We start from the raw sequence: 18,797 nt of genomic DNA, 5'->3' as shown, positions 1-18,797 counted from the left end.
GGATTAATAAACGCTTTTTTACGCTCCCGAAAGCTGTCGGGATGCTCGAATTTTCACAGATTTATGGAGACAAAGAACTACCTGATTTTTACTGTTTTCCTGCAAGGTTTTCAAAACCTTGTAGGTATTAAAACATTTAAGCTCATACCTACAAGGTCAAAAAAAAGACCTTGCAGGATTTTGAAACCAAACTATAGCATTCCATTATACTTTCTAACAAACCATTCAACAGCTAAAAACAAAGCCATTAAAATCAACAATAATACATTATCAATCAATGGTTTTTTAGTTGTGATTTGTTTTTCAACTGCAGTATAATCTGTATTCTTTTTAAGCAATTCTATTAGATTGTCAATCTGGTTTGGCATGAAAGCTTGTCCATTGGTTTGGGTTGCCAATTGGGATAATTGTGGCACATTTGGATTTACAAATTGTTGCTCAATATCAAAATCCAATAATTCAAAAGTACTTGAATAAGTTGTGTTGGAATTTAATTCTTTTACTACAAAACTATATTTTCCAGCAGGCAAACCTTCTAAATCGACTGAAAATGAATTACTGCTTTTGAGTAAATCGTAGTTTTTAATTTTATTAGTATCGGTGTTTTTAACGGCAATTGTTAATCGTGCTTTTTCATCAAACTCGTAATTTTTATTGAAATATTGAGCTGTAATAATTAACGCATCGCCTGAATTATAAAATGATTCATGCTCTACGACTAAAGATTTTCTTGAACTTGTAGTAGCTAAATATTGAATGATTTTATCTACGAAAATATCAAATGGTTCAAACGATTCTTTCTTGATATTGGTTTGCATACGCCATCTCCAAATATTTTCACCCATTAAATAAGCGGTTCGCGGACTTTGATTATTGAAAGATAATAATGGAAAACCCGCATCAATTGCACGGATTTTAGAACCTAATAACGTAGTTATTGCTCCATTGATTTGAACATTTCCAAATAAATTATTTAACGGTGGAAAACTTTCGAATCCAATATTATCTATCGAAAATAAATTAAAATTCGTATCGAATGTAGCTGTAAATTCCTCCGATTGGTTACTCATTTTGAAAACCAAATCTTTTTGTTGTTGGTTTAGAAAATTATAATCGGTTTGCGTTCCGGTGACTACCCACGTCGGAAGTTGGAGGTTTTTATTAGTATCAAAAATGGATTTGAAAGTGGCGTTTGGTTGGTATAAAATCAACACATTGTACTTGGTCAAATCAGTAGCTTCTGGTTTTAAAAGCGTTACATTTCTTTGCAAATTTTGTTCAATCGAACGTTTCAACGCACTAATATCAGGATGATTAATTGACGAAATAATTGCGATTTCTGACTTTTGGTCGATAACCTCAACGGCAAACTTTTTAGTGTTGTTATAGCTATTTTTTTCTTGAAGTTTAGAAGAAACTGTAGCTTGGTAAATTTGTAAACCAACGGAATTAGCCGGTAATAGTAAGTTTAAAATCGCTGTTTTTTTGTTTGGACCAAAAGAAACGCTTTGTTGAACTACGTTTGAATTTCCTTGTTTGATATTGAAATTAGCTTCTATATTCTGTGTTCCCGAATAACTTAAGAATACTTCTACAGGAAATTTATTTTTGTGAAATGCATATTTATTTACATTGATTTGATTGATTTTCAAATCCATAAATGTAGTAGTATCGCCTAAAACTACTGGGTAAACCGTCGTTTTATTTGGAAAACCATATACATAATCCGAACCCATCGTTTGATTTCCATCAGTCAATAAAACGATTGGAAAACGTTTGTTCTTATGAATGCTTTTTAAGTTTTTGGCAACTTCTTCAATACTAGATTGAGTTCCTTTGAAATCAAATTCAGATTCCGTTTCAAACTCTCTATCAAAACGGTAGGTTTGAATTTCAAACTTGTCTTGTAATTCTTTATTGGCACTTAATTGCTGATACACTTGTCGTGCAGTTTCATCCGATTTCAAATAATTTATGGAAGCTGAGTTGTCTATCACTAATGCCAATGGCGTTTTCTGAACTTCGTAAGAATGATTGGTAATCTTTGGATTTATAAGTAAAAGTAATATTCCGAAGTAGACGGCAAAACGTAATAAAGCCAAAAACAAATGCAATTTTGATTTGTTTTTGGCTTTGTAATAATATTGAAAATAAGACAATCCACCGGCTATAACTATTGAAAGTAAAAGTAATAAGATGGTGGATGTGTTCATTTATTAGGTTAAAAGGTTATGAGTTTATGAGTTTAAAAAATGTATGATTGGCAATTAATTGGTTAAGAGTTGAGTGACTTGTACTATTTTATTTAAAATTAGCTTTTTGCGATTTATATAAACCGTCAATAAGCATATTTACTTCAGAAATTTTTTCCCTAATTTGAATATATTCCTCTTCGTTAATGTATTCCAAATCATTACTTAAAATTACTTGATTTAGTAATTCTAATGAAGAACCGTACGCGATTTCAGTAAAACGTGCTTTGTCTTTAAATGAAACTCTACCTGAGCCTTCAGCTAAATTGGATGCAATCGAAATTGAGCAACGTCTCATTTGACTTGTTAAACCAAATAGTTCCTCTTTAGGAAATGCTTTAGTTACTCTATAAATTAGGACAGCTAATTCTCTACTTCTTTGCCAAGCAATTAATTTTTCAAAACTAAATGTTCTCATGAAAATTGGTTTAAAAGTTTATAAGGTTAAAAGTTTAAAAGGTGGAGAGGTGAAAAGGATACACATTTAAACTTCTAAACATCTAGACTTCTAACCTTTTAACCTCCTAAACTTTTAACCCTCCTAAGTTAACATCCCACCACAAACATTCATGACTTGACCGGTTACGTAAGTACTCATGTCAGAGGCAAAAAACAGACATGCATTTGCTACATCGTCAGTGCTACCTCCACGTTTTAGAGGAATACTTTCTCTCCAACCTTTTACAACGTCTTCGTTTAGTTTAGCCGTCATTTCTGTTTCGATGAAACCTGGAGCGATGGCGTTGCAACGAATATTTCGTGAACCCAACTCTAAAGCGACTGATTTTGTGAAACCAATAACACCTGCTTTTGAAGCAGCATAATTGGTTTGACCTGCATTTCCTTTAACGCCAACTACCGAACTCATATTGATTATAGAACCCGAACGTTGTTTTAGAAAGGTCTTTTGGATGGCTTTTGTCATGTTAAAAACCGACTTCAAGTTGACATCAATTACTTGGTCAAAATCGGCTTCGGACATACGCATTAACAAGTTATCTTTGGTGATTCCTGCATTATTGATTAATACATCTACTTTGCCAAAGTCAGCCAAAACGGCTTGAACAAATGTTTCTGCTTCGTCAAATTTTGCAGCATTGGATTGGTATCCTTTTGCTTGAACTCCCATGGCGTTCAACTCTTTTTCCAACTCTTCAGCTGATGCTACAGATGAACTATATGTAAATGCCACATTTGCACCATTTTTTGCAAAAACTTCTGCAATTCCTTTACCAATTCCTCGACTTCCGCCTGTGATGATGACTGTTTTTCCTTCTAGTAATTTCATATCAAATCTTGTTAAAAATATAAAGTTCAAATATAGTATTATTTTAAGGTTTTAAAAACAAGTGTATCTATTTTTAAACATTTATATTTGGCACTTCATACTTTGCATTAAGCTATATTAATGAGTAAACACAATTTAAAATTTACTTCCATTTACCACGATTATAAACAGTTGGTATTTAATGTGGCGCTTCACTATTTACAGAATACCGAAGATGCAGAAGAAGTACTTCAAGATGTATTTTTAAAAGTCCATCAATCTTTAGATAAATTTGAAAACAATTCTACCTTAAAAACATGGATTTATAGGATAACGATCAATCAATCGCTTGATTTTATAAAGCAAAAAAACAGTAAAAAACGTTTTTTTATTTTTGGAAGAAAGTCAGACTCAGAATTTGAAGTAAACAACATCAGTACATTTGAGCATCCTGGAATATTGATGGAAAACAAGGAAGATGCTAAAATATTGTTTGATGTAATCAATACGTTACCAGATAATCAGAAAACAGCTTTCCTACTTTCCAAAGTGGATGGACTTACTAATCCTGAAGTTTCTGAAATTATGGAATTTAGTATTTCATCTGTAGAATCGCTACTTTTTAGGGCTAAGAAAAGCCTACAAGAAAAATTATCAACTAAATTTCAAGAATACCGCAAGAAAAAATAATTATTGTCGTCTAAGATATAGTACAAGCACCGAAATTATAAATACAGTAAATTATGAACGAAGATCAATTTATAGAAAAAATTTTAAATAGTACAAATGGGATACAGCAAGTAACTCCGAGTGATGCTGTTTTTAGCAAAATACAAAGTCGTATTCAAGCAGAAAAGCCGGTAGACAATTATATCACTTGGTTAGTTGCTGCTTCAATTGTGCTATTGGTTTCTTTAAATGCAGGTATTTTGTCAACTTCAAGTGCTGCATCAAATACTTCCGAAGAATTAAGTGGATTGGTTTCCACTGCAAACAATCAATTATATTAATGATGAGCAAGACTAAATTATTAACGGTTTTAGTGGTTATATTAGTTGTGATTAATGTGATTACTTTATCTTTTTTTATATCAAAAAAACCTCATGACAGACCTGGAGTAAGAAAGATGCCACGCGAAATTGTGATTGATAAATTAAATTTTGACGCAGAACAGATTGCGAAATACGAGCTTTTAATTAAAGAACATAGTCAAGCTATTTCTAAGTTAGACAATCAAATGAACGCATTTAAAAACAATTTATACAAAGAATTGAGTCAATCGAACTCTAGCGAACAAAACGATGCACTATTTTTAGAAATCGCAACTACACAAGCTACTATCGAAAAACTTCACTTTAATCACTTTTTAGCAATTAAGAAATTGTGCAAACCGGAGCAAATGGACGATTACAATAATTTAACAACTGAGTTATCTAGAATATTTAGTCGACAACCGCCACCTCAAGACCTAAATCGTGCACCTTAAAACTTTACTTCTATTTGGATTATTATGGACTAGTTTGAGTGTTTTCTCTCAAACCAAAAGTGATAGCCTTTTAGTTCATGTTCAATTTCAATTTGACGGAGCTAATTTAAAATTGAACTCCACTTATATTTCCAAGCAAAATGACACGTTAACATTTGACAAAATAAAAATGTATTTGTCAAAACCGCAGTTGATTTATAAGAACGACTTGATGGACGAAAAAGAAAATCCCTATCATTTAATTGATATTGAAAAACCTAAAAGTCAACAGTTTTCCATAAACAACACATCTAAAAAAAAAATTACGGGATTGAAATTCAATATAGGTGTTGATAGTTTAGCTAGTGTTTCTGGCGCTATGGAAGGTGCCTTAGATGCTACAAACGGCATGTATTGGGCTTGGCAAAGTGGTTTTATCAATTTTAAAATTGAAGGTAAAAGTTCCAGCTGTTTGACCCGGAAAAATAAATTCCAATTCCATGTAGGAGGCTATTCAGAACCCTATTATGCCATGAGAGAAATGAGTATTATTTTCAACGAAAAAAGCATTAAAAATAATGAAATTACGATTCAAGTTGACCTAGCAAAATTATTTAGCGAAATTCGTTTATCTGAAACCAATGCCATTATGATTCCCGGAAAAGAAGCGATGAAAATAGCTGATATAGCCAAAAACATGTTTTCTGTTCAATGAAGAAATTACTTTTTATACTGACTCTTAGCTTATTGGTTTTTGGAGGCTTTTCATTTAAACAAATCTACTTCACTCCTCTTTATTTTGAAATTCCTAAAGGTTTTCCAAAGCCGGTTTATGATTTCAAAAACAATCCATTAACCGAAGAAGGTTTTCAATTGGGACGCAACTTATTTTACGACCCGATTTTATCTCGTGACAACACGATTTCTTGTGCAAGTTGTCATTTACAACAAACTGGTTTTACACATGTAGACCACGATTTGAGCCATGGAATTGAAGGACGAATTGGTACCAGAAATTCAATGACTTTAATGAATCTTGCTTGGTCTAAAACTTTTATGTGGGACGGTGGCGTGAATCATCTGGACGTACAAGCCATTCATCCGATTACAAGCGAAGTGGAAATGGACGAAACGCTCGAAAATGTAGTCTCAAAATTGCAACGATCGGAAAAATACCAGCACTTATTTCAAGATGCTTTTGGAACAAAAAAAATCACAGGACAACTTACTTTAAAAGCAATTTCGCAATTCGTTGTGATGCTTACAACTTCCAATTCAAAATACGATAAAGTTTTACGAAAAGAGGAACAATTTACGGATATGGAACAGAAAGGATATGCTGTTTTCAAACGAAATTGTGCTTCTTGCCATCAAGAACCTTTGTTTACCAATGATGGTTTTGAAAACAATGGATTGTCAATAGATACGACATTAAATGATGTAGGAAGAATGCGTATTACACAAAAAGAAACAGACCGACAAAAATTTAAAGTTCCTACCTTACGAAATGTTCAATTTACCTTTCCTTATATGCACGACGGACGTTTTGAAACATTAAATGAAGTCATTAAACATTACAATTCTGGAATCGAAAAAAGTGCTACTTTATCTCCAAAACTACAGCAACCTATGCTTCTTTCTGATGATGAACGAACCGAACTCTTGGCTTTCTTAAAGACTTTAACCGACAAAGAGTTCTTATTTAATCCTCGTTTTTCCTTCCCGAGATAAAATTTTTATCAAATACCGCAAGAATTAAATTAAAGCTTCGTCTAAATAAGTGTAAACCCATTTATACTATGAAAAAAATAAATTTAATTCTGCTTTTGGCTGCAATAGCCATTTCATGCAAATCTACAGACGAACCGATTACTGAATCTGATGAACGACCAGGTCAAAACGGGAAAGGACAACCTAACGTTGAAGAAGTACTTTCAAAACTCGACACCAACAAAGACGGTAAAATCTCGAAAGACGAAGCTCAAGGTCCTTTAAAAAATGATTTTACTAAAATTGACACTAATAAGGACGGTTTCATTTCCAAAGAAGAATTGGCAAATGCACCAAAGCCAGAAAGACAAGGTCCTCCAGGTGGTGGTCAAGGTGGCCAACCAAGAAGATAGTACTAATTAATATTAAATCAAATACATTATGAATTTTATAAAAAACACCAAGTTTTACAGCGCAATTTGTGGAATCGCTTTATTTTCAATCTTGACATTAGCCTGTAGCAACAACGACGATAGCAAAACGGATAGTGGGATTATCGACGAAACTACTGAATTGCACAAAGCATTTGCAGAATTTGACACAGATAATGTTTCCGTAATGTTGAATGGCACAAACGTAGTTATTGAAACCAACGGAATGCCAAACCATACTTCTCCCTATTGGTCCAATACTACTGCTAGAAGTGCTGTAGACCCGATGGGGAATTCATTAACCACTCCTGCAGCTGCAGTAAATCATCCTTTATTTGTTGCGCCATTAAATGACGATTATTCGCAAATGGCACCGGGAAACATCGATGATTTCAATGGGTCGTATAGTTTAATTGTTAAGGCTAATCCAACGAAAGCTACGAATTCTTCAGCCACAGGATTAGGTGCAATCGGAATTGCGATAAGTGGTGCTGTAATTTATAACGATGAGGAAGGGCCAAACATTCCTTTAAATAACGCAGTGGGTTCATTGGACAATGATGGAGCTCACACAGGTCCTCAAAGTTACCACTACCATTTAGAACCAAAAAGTTGGTCCAACAATGACAACAAATTAATTGGTATTATAGCAGATGGTTTTTTCCTTTATGGTAGAAAATGCAACTCAACAGGAACATACCCAACAGATTTAGATGCTTCAGGCGGACACACTTCTACAACGCAACATACTACGACTGCAGAATACCATTATCACATACAAAATGAACTATATCTTAATCAATATTACATCTTATTTCCAGGAAACTATCAAGGTACGGCAAGTTCTATTCAATAAAAGTTGTGTTATAGTTCTAATTATTTTTAGCTGTTCCTGCAACTCCGGTATTCAAGATCCGAATATCGAAGTGCGTAAAGTTGATTTGGTTGTGAACCCAAATAAAGGGCTTGTTTATTATAAAAACGAGCTCTTTACTGGGTTTTCTACCACTTATTATCCCAATAATAAAAAAGCCGAATCGATTCAATACATAGAAGGTCTTCGAAATGGCACTTTTAAAAAATGGTATAACGATGGAAAAATCAGCTATGAAGCCAATTATTCAAATGGTTTATTAAACGGTGTTTCTGCTACATGGTGGAGAAGCGGTATTAAACGTTCTGAATCGTATTTTAAAAACGGCATTTCAGATGGTATTCAAAAGCAATGGTATAAATCGGGAGCTATTTTTAAAGAAATTACGCTTGTTAATGGAAAAGAAGAAGGTTTGCAGAAAGCCTATCGCGAAAACGGTAAGATTTATAATAATTATGAAGCCAAAAACGGACGTATTTTCGGTTTAAAAAGAGCCAACTTGTGTTATGAATTGGATGATGAAATTGTACAGTATGAAAAATAGTTTATTAATAATCCTTGCGTCAGTGCTTTTTATAGCATGCAAAGACAACAAAAAAGAAGTCGTCGAAAGTCGTGTGGAAGCCTTACCCTATTACAGTGAAGCCACCTTTACCCCCAAATGGTTTTCAGCTAATAGCGATTCCTTGAAAAACTTTCATACCATTCCTTCCTTCAAATTAGTAGATCAAGAAGGTGACACCATTACCAATGAAACGTTTACTAATAAAATTTATGTAACCGATTTCTTCTTTACCACTTGTCCTGGAATTTGTTTAAAAATGACAAAGAGCATGCATGTTTTGCAAGAAGCGTTTCAAAATGATAACGAAATAAAACTTTTATCACATTCTGTAACTCCAGATATTGATTCTGCTTCTGTACTAAAAAAATATGCAACAGAAAGAGGTATTAATTCCAGTCAATGGCATCTTGTTACAGGTGACAGAAGCGAAATATACAACTTGGGAAGAAAGTCCTACTTTGTTGAAGAAGATTTAGGCTTCAATAAAAGCGATGATGAATTTCTGCATACTGAAAACTTTATCCTAGTGGATAAAAACAGACACATTAGAGGAATTTATAATGGTTTGAATAAGACGGCGATGCAGCAATTAATAGCTGATATTAAAACTTTGAAAAAAGAATAAATTTCGCGCAAGAAAAAAACAAAACCTTCGTCTAAACTATGAATAAGAAACAAAAACATGAAAAAAATTACCCTACTGCTGTTATTCTGTACTTACGGAACATTTGCACAAAATTTTTACGATTTAAATACAATACAAACTATCGAAATCACTTTTGCGGAAAGCAATTGGGACGCTTTATTGGATGCTGCTGAAGCTTCAGACGGATATATTTCTGCACAATCCGTTGCTATTAATGGAACTATTTTCAACAATGTTGGTGCAAAATATAAAGGAAATAGTTCTTACAGTGCCAGTCAAGTGAAGAACCCTTGGCACATAGAATTGGATACTTATGAGGACCAAAACTACCAAGGCTACACGGATATTAAGTTAAACAATGTCATCTTCGACCCTTCGTTTGTGAGAGAAGCTTTAGCCTATAAGATTTTAGGAAACTACATGGATACTCCTTTGGCCAACTATGCAAAGGTATTTGTAAATGGAACTTATATTGGTTTATACACCAATGTAGAATCGATTTCTAAGAAGTTTGTTGACAATCGTTTTGGTTCTAAAACCAATGCCTTTTTTGATTGTAGTCCGCCAGCCGGTGCAGGACCTCAATCCACGAGCTTGCCTACTTTGCAATATCTAGGAACCAATAGTGCTAGTTATGCAGCGGCATATGATATCAAATCAGATACAGGTTGGGATGATTTAATTGCTTTAACGAGTACTTTGTCCACAACAACCTCAGCAAATACTGCAAATATCGAAGCTGTTCTAGATGTAGATCGCGCTTTATGGATGTTGGCTTTTGATAATGTATTTGTAAATTTAGACAGCTACATTGGACAGTTCAAACAAAATTATTATTTGTATAAAGCAGATAACGGACAGTTCAACTCCATTATTTGGGATTTGAACATGTGTTTTGGTACTTTTGGAAATACGGGTTCTGCTGGAGGAAATTTGTCAACAGCTACCAAAAAAACCTTATCTCCTACTTTACACGCAACAGAATCCACATGGCCTTTAGTTCAAAAATTATTAGCTGTTCCTACTTATAAGAAAAGATATTTGGCACATTACAAAACTATTTTGGCAGAAGCCGTTTCCAATGGAAGTTATTTAACTGATGCTCAAGCATTACAAACTTTAATTAGTGCCGCTGTTTCTTTAGACGTAAATAAATTTAGCTATCAATCAAATATTGCCACTAATTTAACTTCGGATGTCTCTGTAGGAAATAATACAGAACCCGGTTTGAGCGGTTTGATGTCTGCAAGGAACACCTACTTAAGTGCTTTATCCGACTTTACCAATACACAGCCGAGTATATCAAATGTTACACCTTCTTCAACAAGTCCTTCAGTAGGCGGCACCGTTTCTGTAACAGCTGCGGTTACAAATACAACTACATCTTCTGTTTATTTAGGGTATCGCTCAAATAAAAATGCCGTTTTTAGTAAAGTACAAATGTTTGACGATGGAGCTCACAATGATGGAACCGCTAATGATAATGTATATGGTGCAACAATAACCGTTGCTGATGTAGCCATTCAATACTATATCTACGCAGAAAATGCGAACGTAGGTAAGTTTTCTCCAGAAAGAGCCGAACATGAATTTTATACGATCAATGCCACTTACCCAACCATTACAGCAGGTCAATTGGTAGTCAATGAAATTATGGCTTCCAATAGCGTAACAGTTATGGATGACAATGGCGATTACGAAGACTGGTTTGAATTGTACAATAACACCGACACTACATTAAGTTTAGATAATTTATATGCTTCAGATTCACAAACAAATCTATTGAAATGGCAATTTCCTACTGGAACTACAATTGCTCCTCACTCCTACTTAATAGTTTGGGCAGACCAAGATCTTACAGAAACTGGTTTACATGCAGATTTTAAATTTTCTGCTGGTGGCGAAAACTGTATCTTGTCATACCCTGACGGAACCATTATAGAAAACATCATTTTTGGTGCACAAACTACAGATATGGGTTATGCAAGAATTCCTAATGGAACTGGAAGTTTTGTAATTCAAGCACCAACTTTTAATGCAAATAATGAAGGTAATTTGAGTGTAGGTCAATTTGAAAGCTTTAAATCAAGTTTGAAATTGTATCCAAACCCAACATCGAATATCTTGAATATCTCCAATGACGCATTCGCTATCGAAAGCATTTCGGTCATCAATATGCAAGGGCAAACATTATTCAGCAGTGCTTATGCAAATGAGAACAAAGTAGCAGTCGATTTAAGTAATTATGCCAACGGGATTTACTTGGTTCAAGTCAACAAGCAATCGGTTATTAAGGTGGTAAAAAGATAAGTAAGTTGGTTTTTTTTTTGTTCAAAAGGTTTAAGCTGTTCATTCAGTTTAAGCCTTTTTTTTTGAATCTATTTCACCAAGCTAATTTCAAGCTTTTGAAATTAAGTTTCCCTTAAGATGACTTCATCGCTGTAATCTGAAGATTTATTCTACGTTAATTTGTTGCAGATTAATTTCAAATACTTACTATGATGTTTCGTCTTAATTGGTTTTCAGTAGCACTATTACTTACATTAAATACATTTTCGCAAACTAAAATCGATTCAGTTTTTATTGCCAAACAAGCAGTTGATACAGTACAATTGAAGTTTTCTACCAAGCAACTAATTATTCCTGCAGTTTTAATGACCTATGGCGTAGTGGCTATTGAGAGTGATTATCTAAAATTAATTAATGTAGAACTTCGCGACGAACTGAAAGAAAGTATTGATGAGAGAATCACGATAGACGATTTCTCGCAATATGCCCCAGCGGCTTCGGTTTATTTACTTAACAATATTGGTATAGAAGGTAAAAACAATTTAAAAGACCGTTCCCTAATTTTAGGAACTTCGTATCTTATTATGTCTGCTACAACTTTAGGTATTAAAAGTTGGACAAAAATTAAGCGTCCAGATGGAAGTTCTAACAATTCCTTTCCTTCTGGTCATACGGCAACAGCTTTTGCAGGAGCAGAATTTATGTGGCAAGAATATAAAGATGTAAATATTTGGTACGGTATATCGGGTTTTGCCGTTGCCGCGGGAACTGGTCTTTTCCGAATCTATAACGGTAGGCACTGGCTCTCTGATGTAGCAATGGGTGCTGGAATTGGGATTTTGAGCACTAAAGCAGTTTATTGGATGTATCCGTATTTAAAGAAACACCTCTTTACTAAAGAGGATAAAACGACTTCGATGATTGTTCCTTTTTATAATGGAAAACAAACCGGAATTGGATATGTGATGGTATTTTGATAAATATCCCTCGGTTAAAGCCGAGGGTAAATGAGGTATGTTTATATAATAAACCCACTGTTGAAACCGCAATCAATGTTTAATCAAAATATGCGCCATGTTAAAACCGAGAGAAATTGAGTTATTATATAGTAAACCCGCGGTTGAAACCGAAATATTATATTAGAATAAGGGCCGTGTTATAGCCGACGGATACTGAGGAATATATTTATATAATAAAACCGCGGTTGAAACCGCGGGCAATATTTTTTAAAATATGGGCCACGGTTTTAACCGTGGTGAATTGAAATATGTTGTCATATATAATAAAACAAAGATTGAAAACGCGGGCAATGTTTAATTTGATTGTAATTTCTAAACCACAAAAAAAGCCTCACAAACTGTAAGACTTTAATTTATATATTCAATATGAAATCTAGAACGCTACATTCCATCTTGGCAACTTACCATTTTCATCCATAAAGTTTTGCAACATTTGTCCTTCCACAGCGGTTGGAATTGCTTTGTTTTTTTCGTTGAACGTTTCGTACCATGAAACCTCTAATCTTTCGATGTTTTCTAATTTCATTTGAGCTGGCCAAGAATACTTTCTTCCTGTTTTAGCAAACTGGTGTCCATTCACGATTTTATCGTAAAGTCCGCCATTTTTGTTTTTTAAAGTTCCGTCGTTTTGAACGGTACCGGTAGAACCTACCATAATTAGTTCCTTCTCTTCACCATCTACTGCATATACCATAAACACACCACTGCCCGATTCTGGAGCGTTGCAAACTGTTTCTAAACTGTCTTCTTGTGTAAACGTGAAGGTATTTTGAGTTTTAAACTTTTTTAATTCTTTGTACATTATATTTTATTTTGCCACGAAGACACAAAGGAACGAAGTTTTTTATGAAGAACTAAGATGCTAAAGTAATCCGTGTGATTGTTGTAATAAAAAACTCCACCGTAAAGTGGAGTCTTCTGTATTTTTAGGAATAGTTTCAATTCTATTCTCTATATTCTATTTTCTAAATTCTTAAGAACCTAAAACTTCTTTTACTTTTAAACCAATTTCAGCTGGAGAGTCAACTACGTGGATACCACATTCTCTCATGATGCGTTTTTTAGCTTCAGCAGTATCATCTTCACCACCAACAATAGCACCTGCGTGACCCATTGTTCTACCTTTTGGAGCTGTTTCACCTGCGATGAAACCTACAACTGGCTTACGGTTACCGTCTTCTTTAACCCATTTAGCAGCATCAGCTTCTAGTTGACCACCAATTTCACCAATCATGATGATAATTTCAGTTTCTGGGTCGTTCATCAATAACTCAACTGCTTCTTTCGTAGTAGTCCCGATGATTGGGTCTCCACCGATTCCGATAGCTGTTGTAATTCCTAAACCTTGTTTTACAACTTGGTCTGCTGCTTCGTATGTTAACGTTCCTGATTTAGAAACGATTCCAACTGTACCTTTTTTGAAAACGAAACCTGGCATAATACCAACCTTAGCCTCACCTGGAGTAATCACACCTGGACAGTTTGGACCCACTAAACGACAGTCTTTATTTTGAATATAAGCGTAAGCTTTAATCATATCTGCAACAGGAATACCTTCAGTAATTGCAATAATTACTTTGATACCAGCGTCAGCCGCTTCCATAATTGCATCTGCTGCAAAAGCAGGTGGTACAAAAATAATAGTTGTATCCGCTCCAGCTAGTTCTACAGCATCTTTAACTGTATTGAAAACCGGACGATCTAAATGTGTAGAACCACCTTTTCCTGGCGTTACTCCACCTACAACGTTTGTTCCGTATTCAATCATTTGAGAAGCGTGAAAAGTTCCTTCGCTTCCTGTAAAACCTTGGACAATTATTTTAGAATCTTTATTGACTAAAACGCTCATAAATATATCTTTTAAATTATTTTTTGAAATAGTGTGGCAAAAGTACGATTTTGATGCCTAATTGGAAAGTTTTTTGAATACTTTAATCGCACAAAAATTTAATTAAGTTGACTCATCTGATAACAGTTGAATAACTTATCCTCTTTTAATTCAAAAATAGCAAAGAAGTGTGCCAAAAGAATGTCTTCCCTCGGATTTTCGACCGTCTTTACAAAGTGTGAAAAGCGAATGGCAACATGATTTTTATCTTTAACAATCGAATGAATTTTGACTTTCGTCCGTACGTATGAAACACTCATTTCTCTGGTAAAATCTAAGGCTTCTTGCTTGTTCATTTTAACCAGACCTTTGCTACTTTGCCATTCCAACAAAAATTCTTCATGCAAAAAAGAGTCCATCTCCGCTACATTTATAAATGCATCCGACTTATAAAAACTTTTAATTATTTTTTTTGCTGTCATAGTTTCTTAATCTTTTCAATTAATTCTGGAATCTTCTTAATATAAGCCAGTTGTTTTAATTTTTCACGCGATTCTTCAATTGGAGTTCCAAAATAACTTTTACCGCCCTCAATTGATTTTGTCACACCCGTTTGCCCCATTACCACAGCTTTACTTCCAATGGTAATTCCGCTAGTAGTTCCTACTTGTCCCCACAAAGTAACTTCATCTTCAATAATTACACATCCGGCAATTCCAGTCTGTGAAGCAATTAAACATCTTTTGCCAATAACCGTATCATGGCCTACATGAACTTGATTGTCTAATTTTGTTCCTTCACCAATTGTGGTATCGCCTGTCACTCCTTTATCAATGGTACAAAGTGCTCCAATACCTACATTGTCTTGAATTACAACACGTCCACCAGAAAGCAATTGGTCAAAACCATCCGCTCTTTTTTTGTAATAAAAAGCATCCGCTCCTAAAACCGAACCTGCATGAATGATCACATTATCTCCAATTATAGTATTGTCGTAAATAGAAACGTTGGAATGAATCAAACAGTTTTTTCCGATTTTCACATTATTACCAATGAAACAATTGGGTTGAATGAAAGTATCTTCGCCAATCTCAGCACTTAACGAAATGGAAACATTTGTTCCCTGAAAAGGTCTAAAATATCGCGTTAATTTATTAAAATCTCTAAATGGATCGTCAGAAATCAATAATGCTTTGCCTTCAGGACAAGCTACTTCTTTGTTAATTAAAACAATCGTCGCTGCTGATTGCAATGCTTTATCGTAATATTTTGGATGGTCTACAAAAACAATGTCGCCTGATTCTACTACGTGAATTTCGTTCATTCCCAATACTGGAAAATCTTCGTTACCCACATAATCACAATCGATTAATTCGGCAATTTGTTTAAGTGAATGTGCTTTAGGAAACTTCATTGTTTTTGATATATGATGAAAAAAAGTTGTCGGTTGCCTGTATACCAATTTAAAACTGATAACTAAACAACCGACAACAAAAATTTTTATTCTTTAACTCGCTCCATGTAATTCCCAGAAGCAGAATCAATTTTAATTTTATCTCCTTCATTGATAAACAAAGGAACATTTACAGTTGCACCTGTTTCAACCGTAGCAGGTTTATGTGCATTTGTAGCTGTATTTCCTTTCAATCCTGGCTCGGTATAGGTAACTTCTAGAACAATTGAAGCCGGCATATCAACAGAAAGAGGAAGATCGGTTTCAGTATTTACTTGAACCATTACGTTAGTACCTTCTTTCAACAAACCTGGATTATCAAGCACATTTTTATTCATAGTAATTTGCTCAAAAGACTCTGTGTTCATAAAGTGAAAGTCGTCTCCTTCAGCATATAAATATTGGTAGGTATGCGTTTCCACTCTAACAATATCAATTTTGTGTCCTGCCGAAAACGTATTGTCTAATACTCTCCCATTAGTTACACTTCTTAACTTCGTTCTTACAAACGCTGGACCTTTTCCTGGTTTTACGTGTAAGAATTCAACAATTTTATAAATGTCGTGGTTGTGCTTGATACACAATCCGTTTCTAATATCTGATGTAGATGCCATTTTTATTTATGATTTATGATCTTAGTTTTTATAATTCTAAAATCTTATTTAATGTAAATTATTATTATTTTAAACACTTCCGCTATACCCTTTCATCACTCCACGAGAAGAGTTTCTGATAAACAAGATAATTTCATCCCGTTCTGGCGTTGCTTCCATTTCTGCTTCAATGATTGCTAAAGCTTGTGATGTATTGTAATTCTTTTGGTATAAAATGCGGTAGATATTCTGAATTTCCTTAATCTTCTCAGATTCAAAACCTCTTCTTCTTAATCCTACTGAATTTATCCCAACATAAGAAAGTGGTTCTTTCGCCGCTTTTGTATAAGGAGGAACGTCTTTTCTTAACAAAGAGCCACCAGAAATCATAGCATGATCTCCAATGTTGATAAATTGATGCACGGCTGATAATCCACCAATAATTGCAAAATCTCCAACGGTAACGTGACCTCCTAAAAGTACGCCATTCACAATAATCACATTGTCGCCAATATGACAATCATGTGCAATGTGAGCCGTTGCCATTATTAAACAATTATTACCGATTTTCGTCTGACCAGAAGCAATTGTTCCTCTATTTATTGTAACACATTCTCTAATAGTCACATTGTCACCGATAATAACGAGTGAATCCTCGCCTCCAAATTTTAAATCTTGTGGAACAGCCGAAATTACAGCTCCTGGAAAAATATTACAATTTTTTCCAATTCGAGCGCCTTCCATTATAGTTACGTTTGAGCCAATCCAAGTTCCTTCCTCAATAACTACATTATTGTGAATGGTTGTAAATGGGTCGATAACTACATTTCTGGCAATTTTTGCACCGGGATGCACATATGCTAATGGTTGATTCATATATTTTTAGTTATGGGCTATGGGTTGAAGGTTTTGGGTTGTGGGTTGTGGGTTCTAAATTCCGAAACTTCATTCAAAATTTTTTAAACCATTAACCTCCTAAACTGATAAACTCTTAAACTTATAACCTTTGTAATTTATTGTTTTCTGGCAATTTGAGCCATCAATTCTGCTTCTGCAACTAATTTTCCATTAGCATAAGCATGCGCTTGCATGTGACATATCCCTCTTCTAATTGGTGTAATCAAATCACACTTAAAAATTAAGGTATCACCTGGTAATACTTTATGTTTGAATTTGACATTATCAATTTTCATGAAGAATGTCAAATAATTCTCTGGGTCTGGAACGGTACTCAAGACTAAAATCCCACCGGTTTGTGCCATTGCTTCAACAATGATAACTCCTGGCATTACAGGTGCATTTGGAAAGTGACCTACAAAAAAACCTTCATTCATCGTTACATTTTTCAAACCAACGACGTGCGATTCTGACATTTCAATGATTCGGTCGATGAATAAAAATGGTGGACGGTGTGGTAAAACATCCATAATTTGATGAATATCCATCAACGGTGGCAAGTTCAAATCGTAAGAAGGAACAAAATTCCTCTTTTCAATCTTAATGAGTTTTGCCATCTTTTTTGCAAATTGTGTGTTTACAAAATGACCCGGTTTATTTGCGATGATTTTTCCTTTAATTCGTGTTCCAATTAAAGCTAAATCACCAATTACATCTAATAATTTATGTCTCGCTGCTTCATTTGGATAATGCAACGTCAAATTGTCTAATATTCCGTTTGGTTTAACAGATATTTCATCTTTGCCAAAAGCAACTTTCAAATGTTGCATTGTACTTTCAGAAATTTCTTTATCCACATACACAATTGCATTATTTAAATCACCTCCTTTAATAAGTCCGTTTTCTAATAATGATTCTAATTCGTGTAAGAAACTAAAGGTTCGCGCATCAGCAATTTCAGTTTTAAAGTCACTCATGCTTTTTAAAGAAGCATTTTGAGTTCCTAAAACTTTGGTGCCAAAATCGACCATTGCCGTAACTTGATAATCATCACATGGCATTACTAAAATTTCGCTTCCAGTCGCTTCGTCTGTAAAAGAAATTACTTCTTTTACTACGTAATAATTTCGCTCTGCATTTTGTTCTTCAACACCGACTTTTTCAATGGCTTCTACGAAATATTTTGATGAACCATCCATGATTGGCGGTTCTGAAGCATCTAATTCAATAATAACATTGTCCACGTCACACCCTACAAATGCAGCTAAAACGTGTTCTGAAGTTTGAATCTTTACTCCTAATTTTTCTAAATTAGTACCACGTTGGGTGTTTACCACATAATTTGCATCGGCTTCAATAATTGGATGGCCTTCCAAGTCCATTCGGACAAATGTGTATCCATTATTTACGGGTGCAGGTTTAAAAGTCATCTTGACTTCTTTCCCAGTGTGGAGTCCTACTCCTGTAAGAGAAATCTCGCTTTTGATGGTAGTTTGCTTAACCATTAT

The 18,797-nt window shown here is 34.4% G+C and carries 21 protein-coding genes; 11 read left to right on the top strand and 10 right to left on the bottom strand.

Features of this window, described 5'->3' with window-relative positions:
• Positions 1-191 precede the first annotated feature (191 nt).
• From H602_RS0110900 to fabG, 3 genes are all read right to left on the bottom strand, one after another.
• Positions 192-2,213 carry a hypothetical protein gene (locus H602_RS0110900; RefSeq protein ID WP_026978024.1) on the bottom strand — a complete coding sequence of 674 codons (2,022 nt, stop codon included), beginning with the start codon at positions 2,211-2,213 and terminating at the stop codon, positions 192-194.
• An 88-nt stretch (positions 2,214-2,301) separates the two neighbouring features.
• A complete protein-coding gene (locus H602_RS0110895) occupies positions 2,302-2,670 on the bottom strand; it encodes a four helix bundle protein (protein WP_026978023.1) in 369 nt (122 codons plus the stop codon).
• Between the two features lie 123 nt (positions 2,671-2,793).
• Entirely contained in the window at positions 2,794-3,540 is a 747-nt protein-coding gene (gene fabG / locus H602_RS0110890) for a 3-oxoacyl-[acyl-carrier-protein] reductase (protein ID WP_026978022.1), read from the bottom strand.
• Positions 3,541-3,660: 120 nt separating this feature from the next.
• On the opposite strand from fabG, the gene H602_RS0110885 reads away from it, so the two are divergent.
• The 11 genes from H602_RS0110885 to H602_RS0110835 all read left to right on the top strand — a co-directional run bounded on the left by H602_RS0110885 (position 3,661) and on the right by H602_RS0110835 (position 12,476).
• Positions 3,661-4,209, top strand: coding sequence for an RNA polymerase sigma factor (locus H602_RS0110885; RefSeq protein ID WP_026978021.1), 549 nt, complete (start codon positions 3,661-3,663; stop codon positions 4,207-4,209).
• A 53-nt stretch (positions 4,210-4,262) separates the two neighbouring features.
• Positions 4,263-4,529: a hypothetical protein gene (locus H602_RS0110880; protein WP_026978020.1), complete on the top strand. Its 267-nt coding sequence runs from the start codon at positions 4,263-4,265 to the stop codon at positions 4,527-4,529.
• Entirely contained in the window at positions 4,529-5,005 is a 477-nt protein-coding gene (locus H602_RS0110875) for a periplasmic heavy metal sensor (protein ID WP_026978019.1), read from the top strand. Before H602_RS0110880 ends, H602_RS0110875 begins: the two co-directional genes overlap by 1 nt.
• On the top strand, positions 4,995-5,699 hold the full coding sequence (locus H602_RS0110870) for an MbnP family protein (RefSeq protein WP_157505035.1): 705 nt from the start codon (positions 4,995-4,997) through the stop codon (positions 5,697-5,699). Before H602_RS0110875 ends, H602_RS0110870 begins: the two co-directional genes overlap by 11 nt.
• Entirely contained in the window at positions 5,696-6,715 is a 1,020-nt protein-coding gene (locus H602_RS0110865) for a cytochrome-c peroxidase (protein WP_035759447.1), read from the top strand. Before H602_RS0110870 ends, H602_RS0110865 begins: the two co-directional genes overlap by 4 nt.
• 68 nt (positions 6,716-6,783) lie before the next feature.
• On the top strand, positions 6,784-7,107 hold the full coding sequence (locus H602_RS18730) for an EF-hand domain-containing protein (protein ID WP_035759444.1): 324 nt from the start codon (positions 6,784-6,786) through the stop codon (positions 7,105-7,107).
• 28 nt (positions 7,108-7,135) lie between these two features.
• Positions 7,136-7,981 carry a YHYH protein gene (locus tag H602_RS0110855; RefSeq protein ID WP_026978016.1) on the top strand — a complete coding sequence of 282 codons (846 nt, stop codon included), beginning with the start codon at positions 7,136-7,138 and terminating at the stop codon, positions 7,979-7,981.
• 91 nt (positions 7,982-8,072) lie between these two features.
• Entirely contained in the window at positions 8,073-8,543 is a 471-nt protein-coding gene (locus tag H602_RS0110850; RefSeq protein ID WP_245574941.1) for a toxin-antitoxin system YwqK family antitoxin, read from the top strand.
• Positions 8,533-9,189 carry an SCO family protein gene (locus H602_RS0110845; protein WP_084404246.1) on the top strand — a complete coding sequence of 219 codons (657 nt, stop codon included), beginning with the start codon at positions 8,533-8,535 and terminating at the stop codon, positions 9,187-9,189. Before H602_RS0110850 ends, H602_RS0110845 begins: the two co-directional genes overlap by 11 nt.
• 57 nt (positions 9,190-9,246) lie before the next feature.
• A complete protein-coding gene (locus H602_RS0110840) occupies positions 9,247-11,520 on the top strand; it encodes a CotH kinase family protein (protein ID WP_026978013.1) in 2,274 nt (757 codons plus the stop codon).
• 191 nt (positions 11,521-11,711) lie between these two features.
• Positions 11,712-12,476: a phosphatase PAP2 family protein gene (locus H602_RS0110835; protein ID WP_026978012.1), complete on the top strand. Its 765-nt coding sequence runs from the start codon at positions 11,712-11,714 to the stop codon at positions 12,474-12,476.
• Positions 12,477-12,891: 415 nt separating this feature from the next.
• Here H602_RS0110835 and H602_RS0110830 read toward each other — a convergent pair whose 3' ends face one another.
• The 7 genes from H602_RS0110830 to H602_RS0110800 all read right to left on the bottom strand — a co-directional run bounded on the left by H602_RS0110830 (position 12,892) and on the right by H602_RS0110800 (position 18,794).
• Complete coding sequence (locus H602_RS0110830; RefSeq protein ID WP_026978011.1) at positions 12,892-13,320, bottom strand: hypothetical protein; 429 nt, start codon at positions 13,318-13,320, stop codon at positions 12,892-12,894.
• 171 nt (positions 13,321-13,491) lie between these two features.
• Positions 13,492-14,367 carry a succinate--CoA ligase subunit alpha gene (gene sucD, locus H602_RS0110825; RefSeq protein ID WP_026978010.1) on the bottom strand — a complete coding sequence of 292 codons (876 nt, stop codon included), beginning with the start codon at positions 14,365-14,367 and terminating at the stop codon, positions 13,492-13,494.
• A 98-nt stretch (positions 14,368-14,465) separates the two neighbouring features.
• On the bottom strand, positions 14,466-14,828 hold the full coding sequence (locus H602_RS0110820; RefSeq protein WP_026978009.1) for a hypothetical protein: 363 nt from the start codon (positions 14,826-14,828) through the stop codon (positions 14,466-14,468).
• Positions 14,825-15,760 carry a UDP-3-O-(3-hydroxymyristoyl)glucosamine N-acyltransferase gene (locus H602_RS0110815; RefSeq protein WP_026978008.1) on the bottom strand — a complete coding sequence of 312 codons (936 nt, stop codon included), beginning with the start codon at positions 15,758-15,760 and terminating at the stop codon, positions 14,825-14,827. The genes H602_RS0110820 and H602_RS0110815 overlap by 4 nt, the downstream gene beginning before the upstream one ends.
• An 86-nt stretch (positions 15,761-15,846) precedes the next feature.
• Positions 15,847-16,413, bottom strand: coding sequence for an elongation factor P (gene efp, locus H602_RS0110810; RefSeq protein ID WP_026978007.1), 567 nt, complete (start codon positions 16,411-16,413; stop codon positions 15,847-15,849).
• 69 nt (positions 16,414-16,482) lie between these two features.
• A complete protein-coding gene (lpxA, locus tag H602_RS0110805) occupies positions 16,483-17,268 on the bottom strand; it encodes an acyl-ACP--UDP-N-acetylglucosamine O-acyltransferase (protein ID WP_026978006.1) in 786 nt (261 codons plus the stop codon).
• Between the two features lie 137 nt (positions 17,269-17,405).
• Positions 17,406-18,794: a bifunctional UDP-3-O-[3-hydroxymyristoyl] N-acetylglucosamine deacetylase/3-hydroxyacyl-ACP dehydratase gene (locus tag H602_RS0110800; protein WP_026978005.1), complete on the bottom strand. Its 1,389-nt coding sequence runs from the start codon at positions 18,792-18,794 to the stop codon at positions 17,406-17,408.
• Positions 18,795-18,797 lie beyond the last annotated feature (3 nt).

This window comes from Flavobacterium tegetincola DSM 22377, from assembly GCF_000425485.1.
GTDB classification, from domain to species: Bacteria; Bacteroidota; Bacteroidia; order Flavobacteriales; family Flavobacteriaceae; genus Flavobacterium; species Flavobacterium tegetincola.
This window is presented reverse-complemented; position numbering and strand designations above follow the sequence as displayed.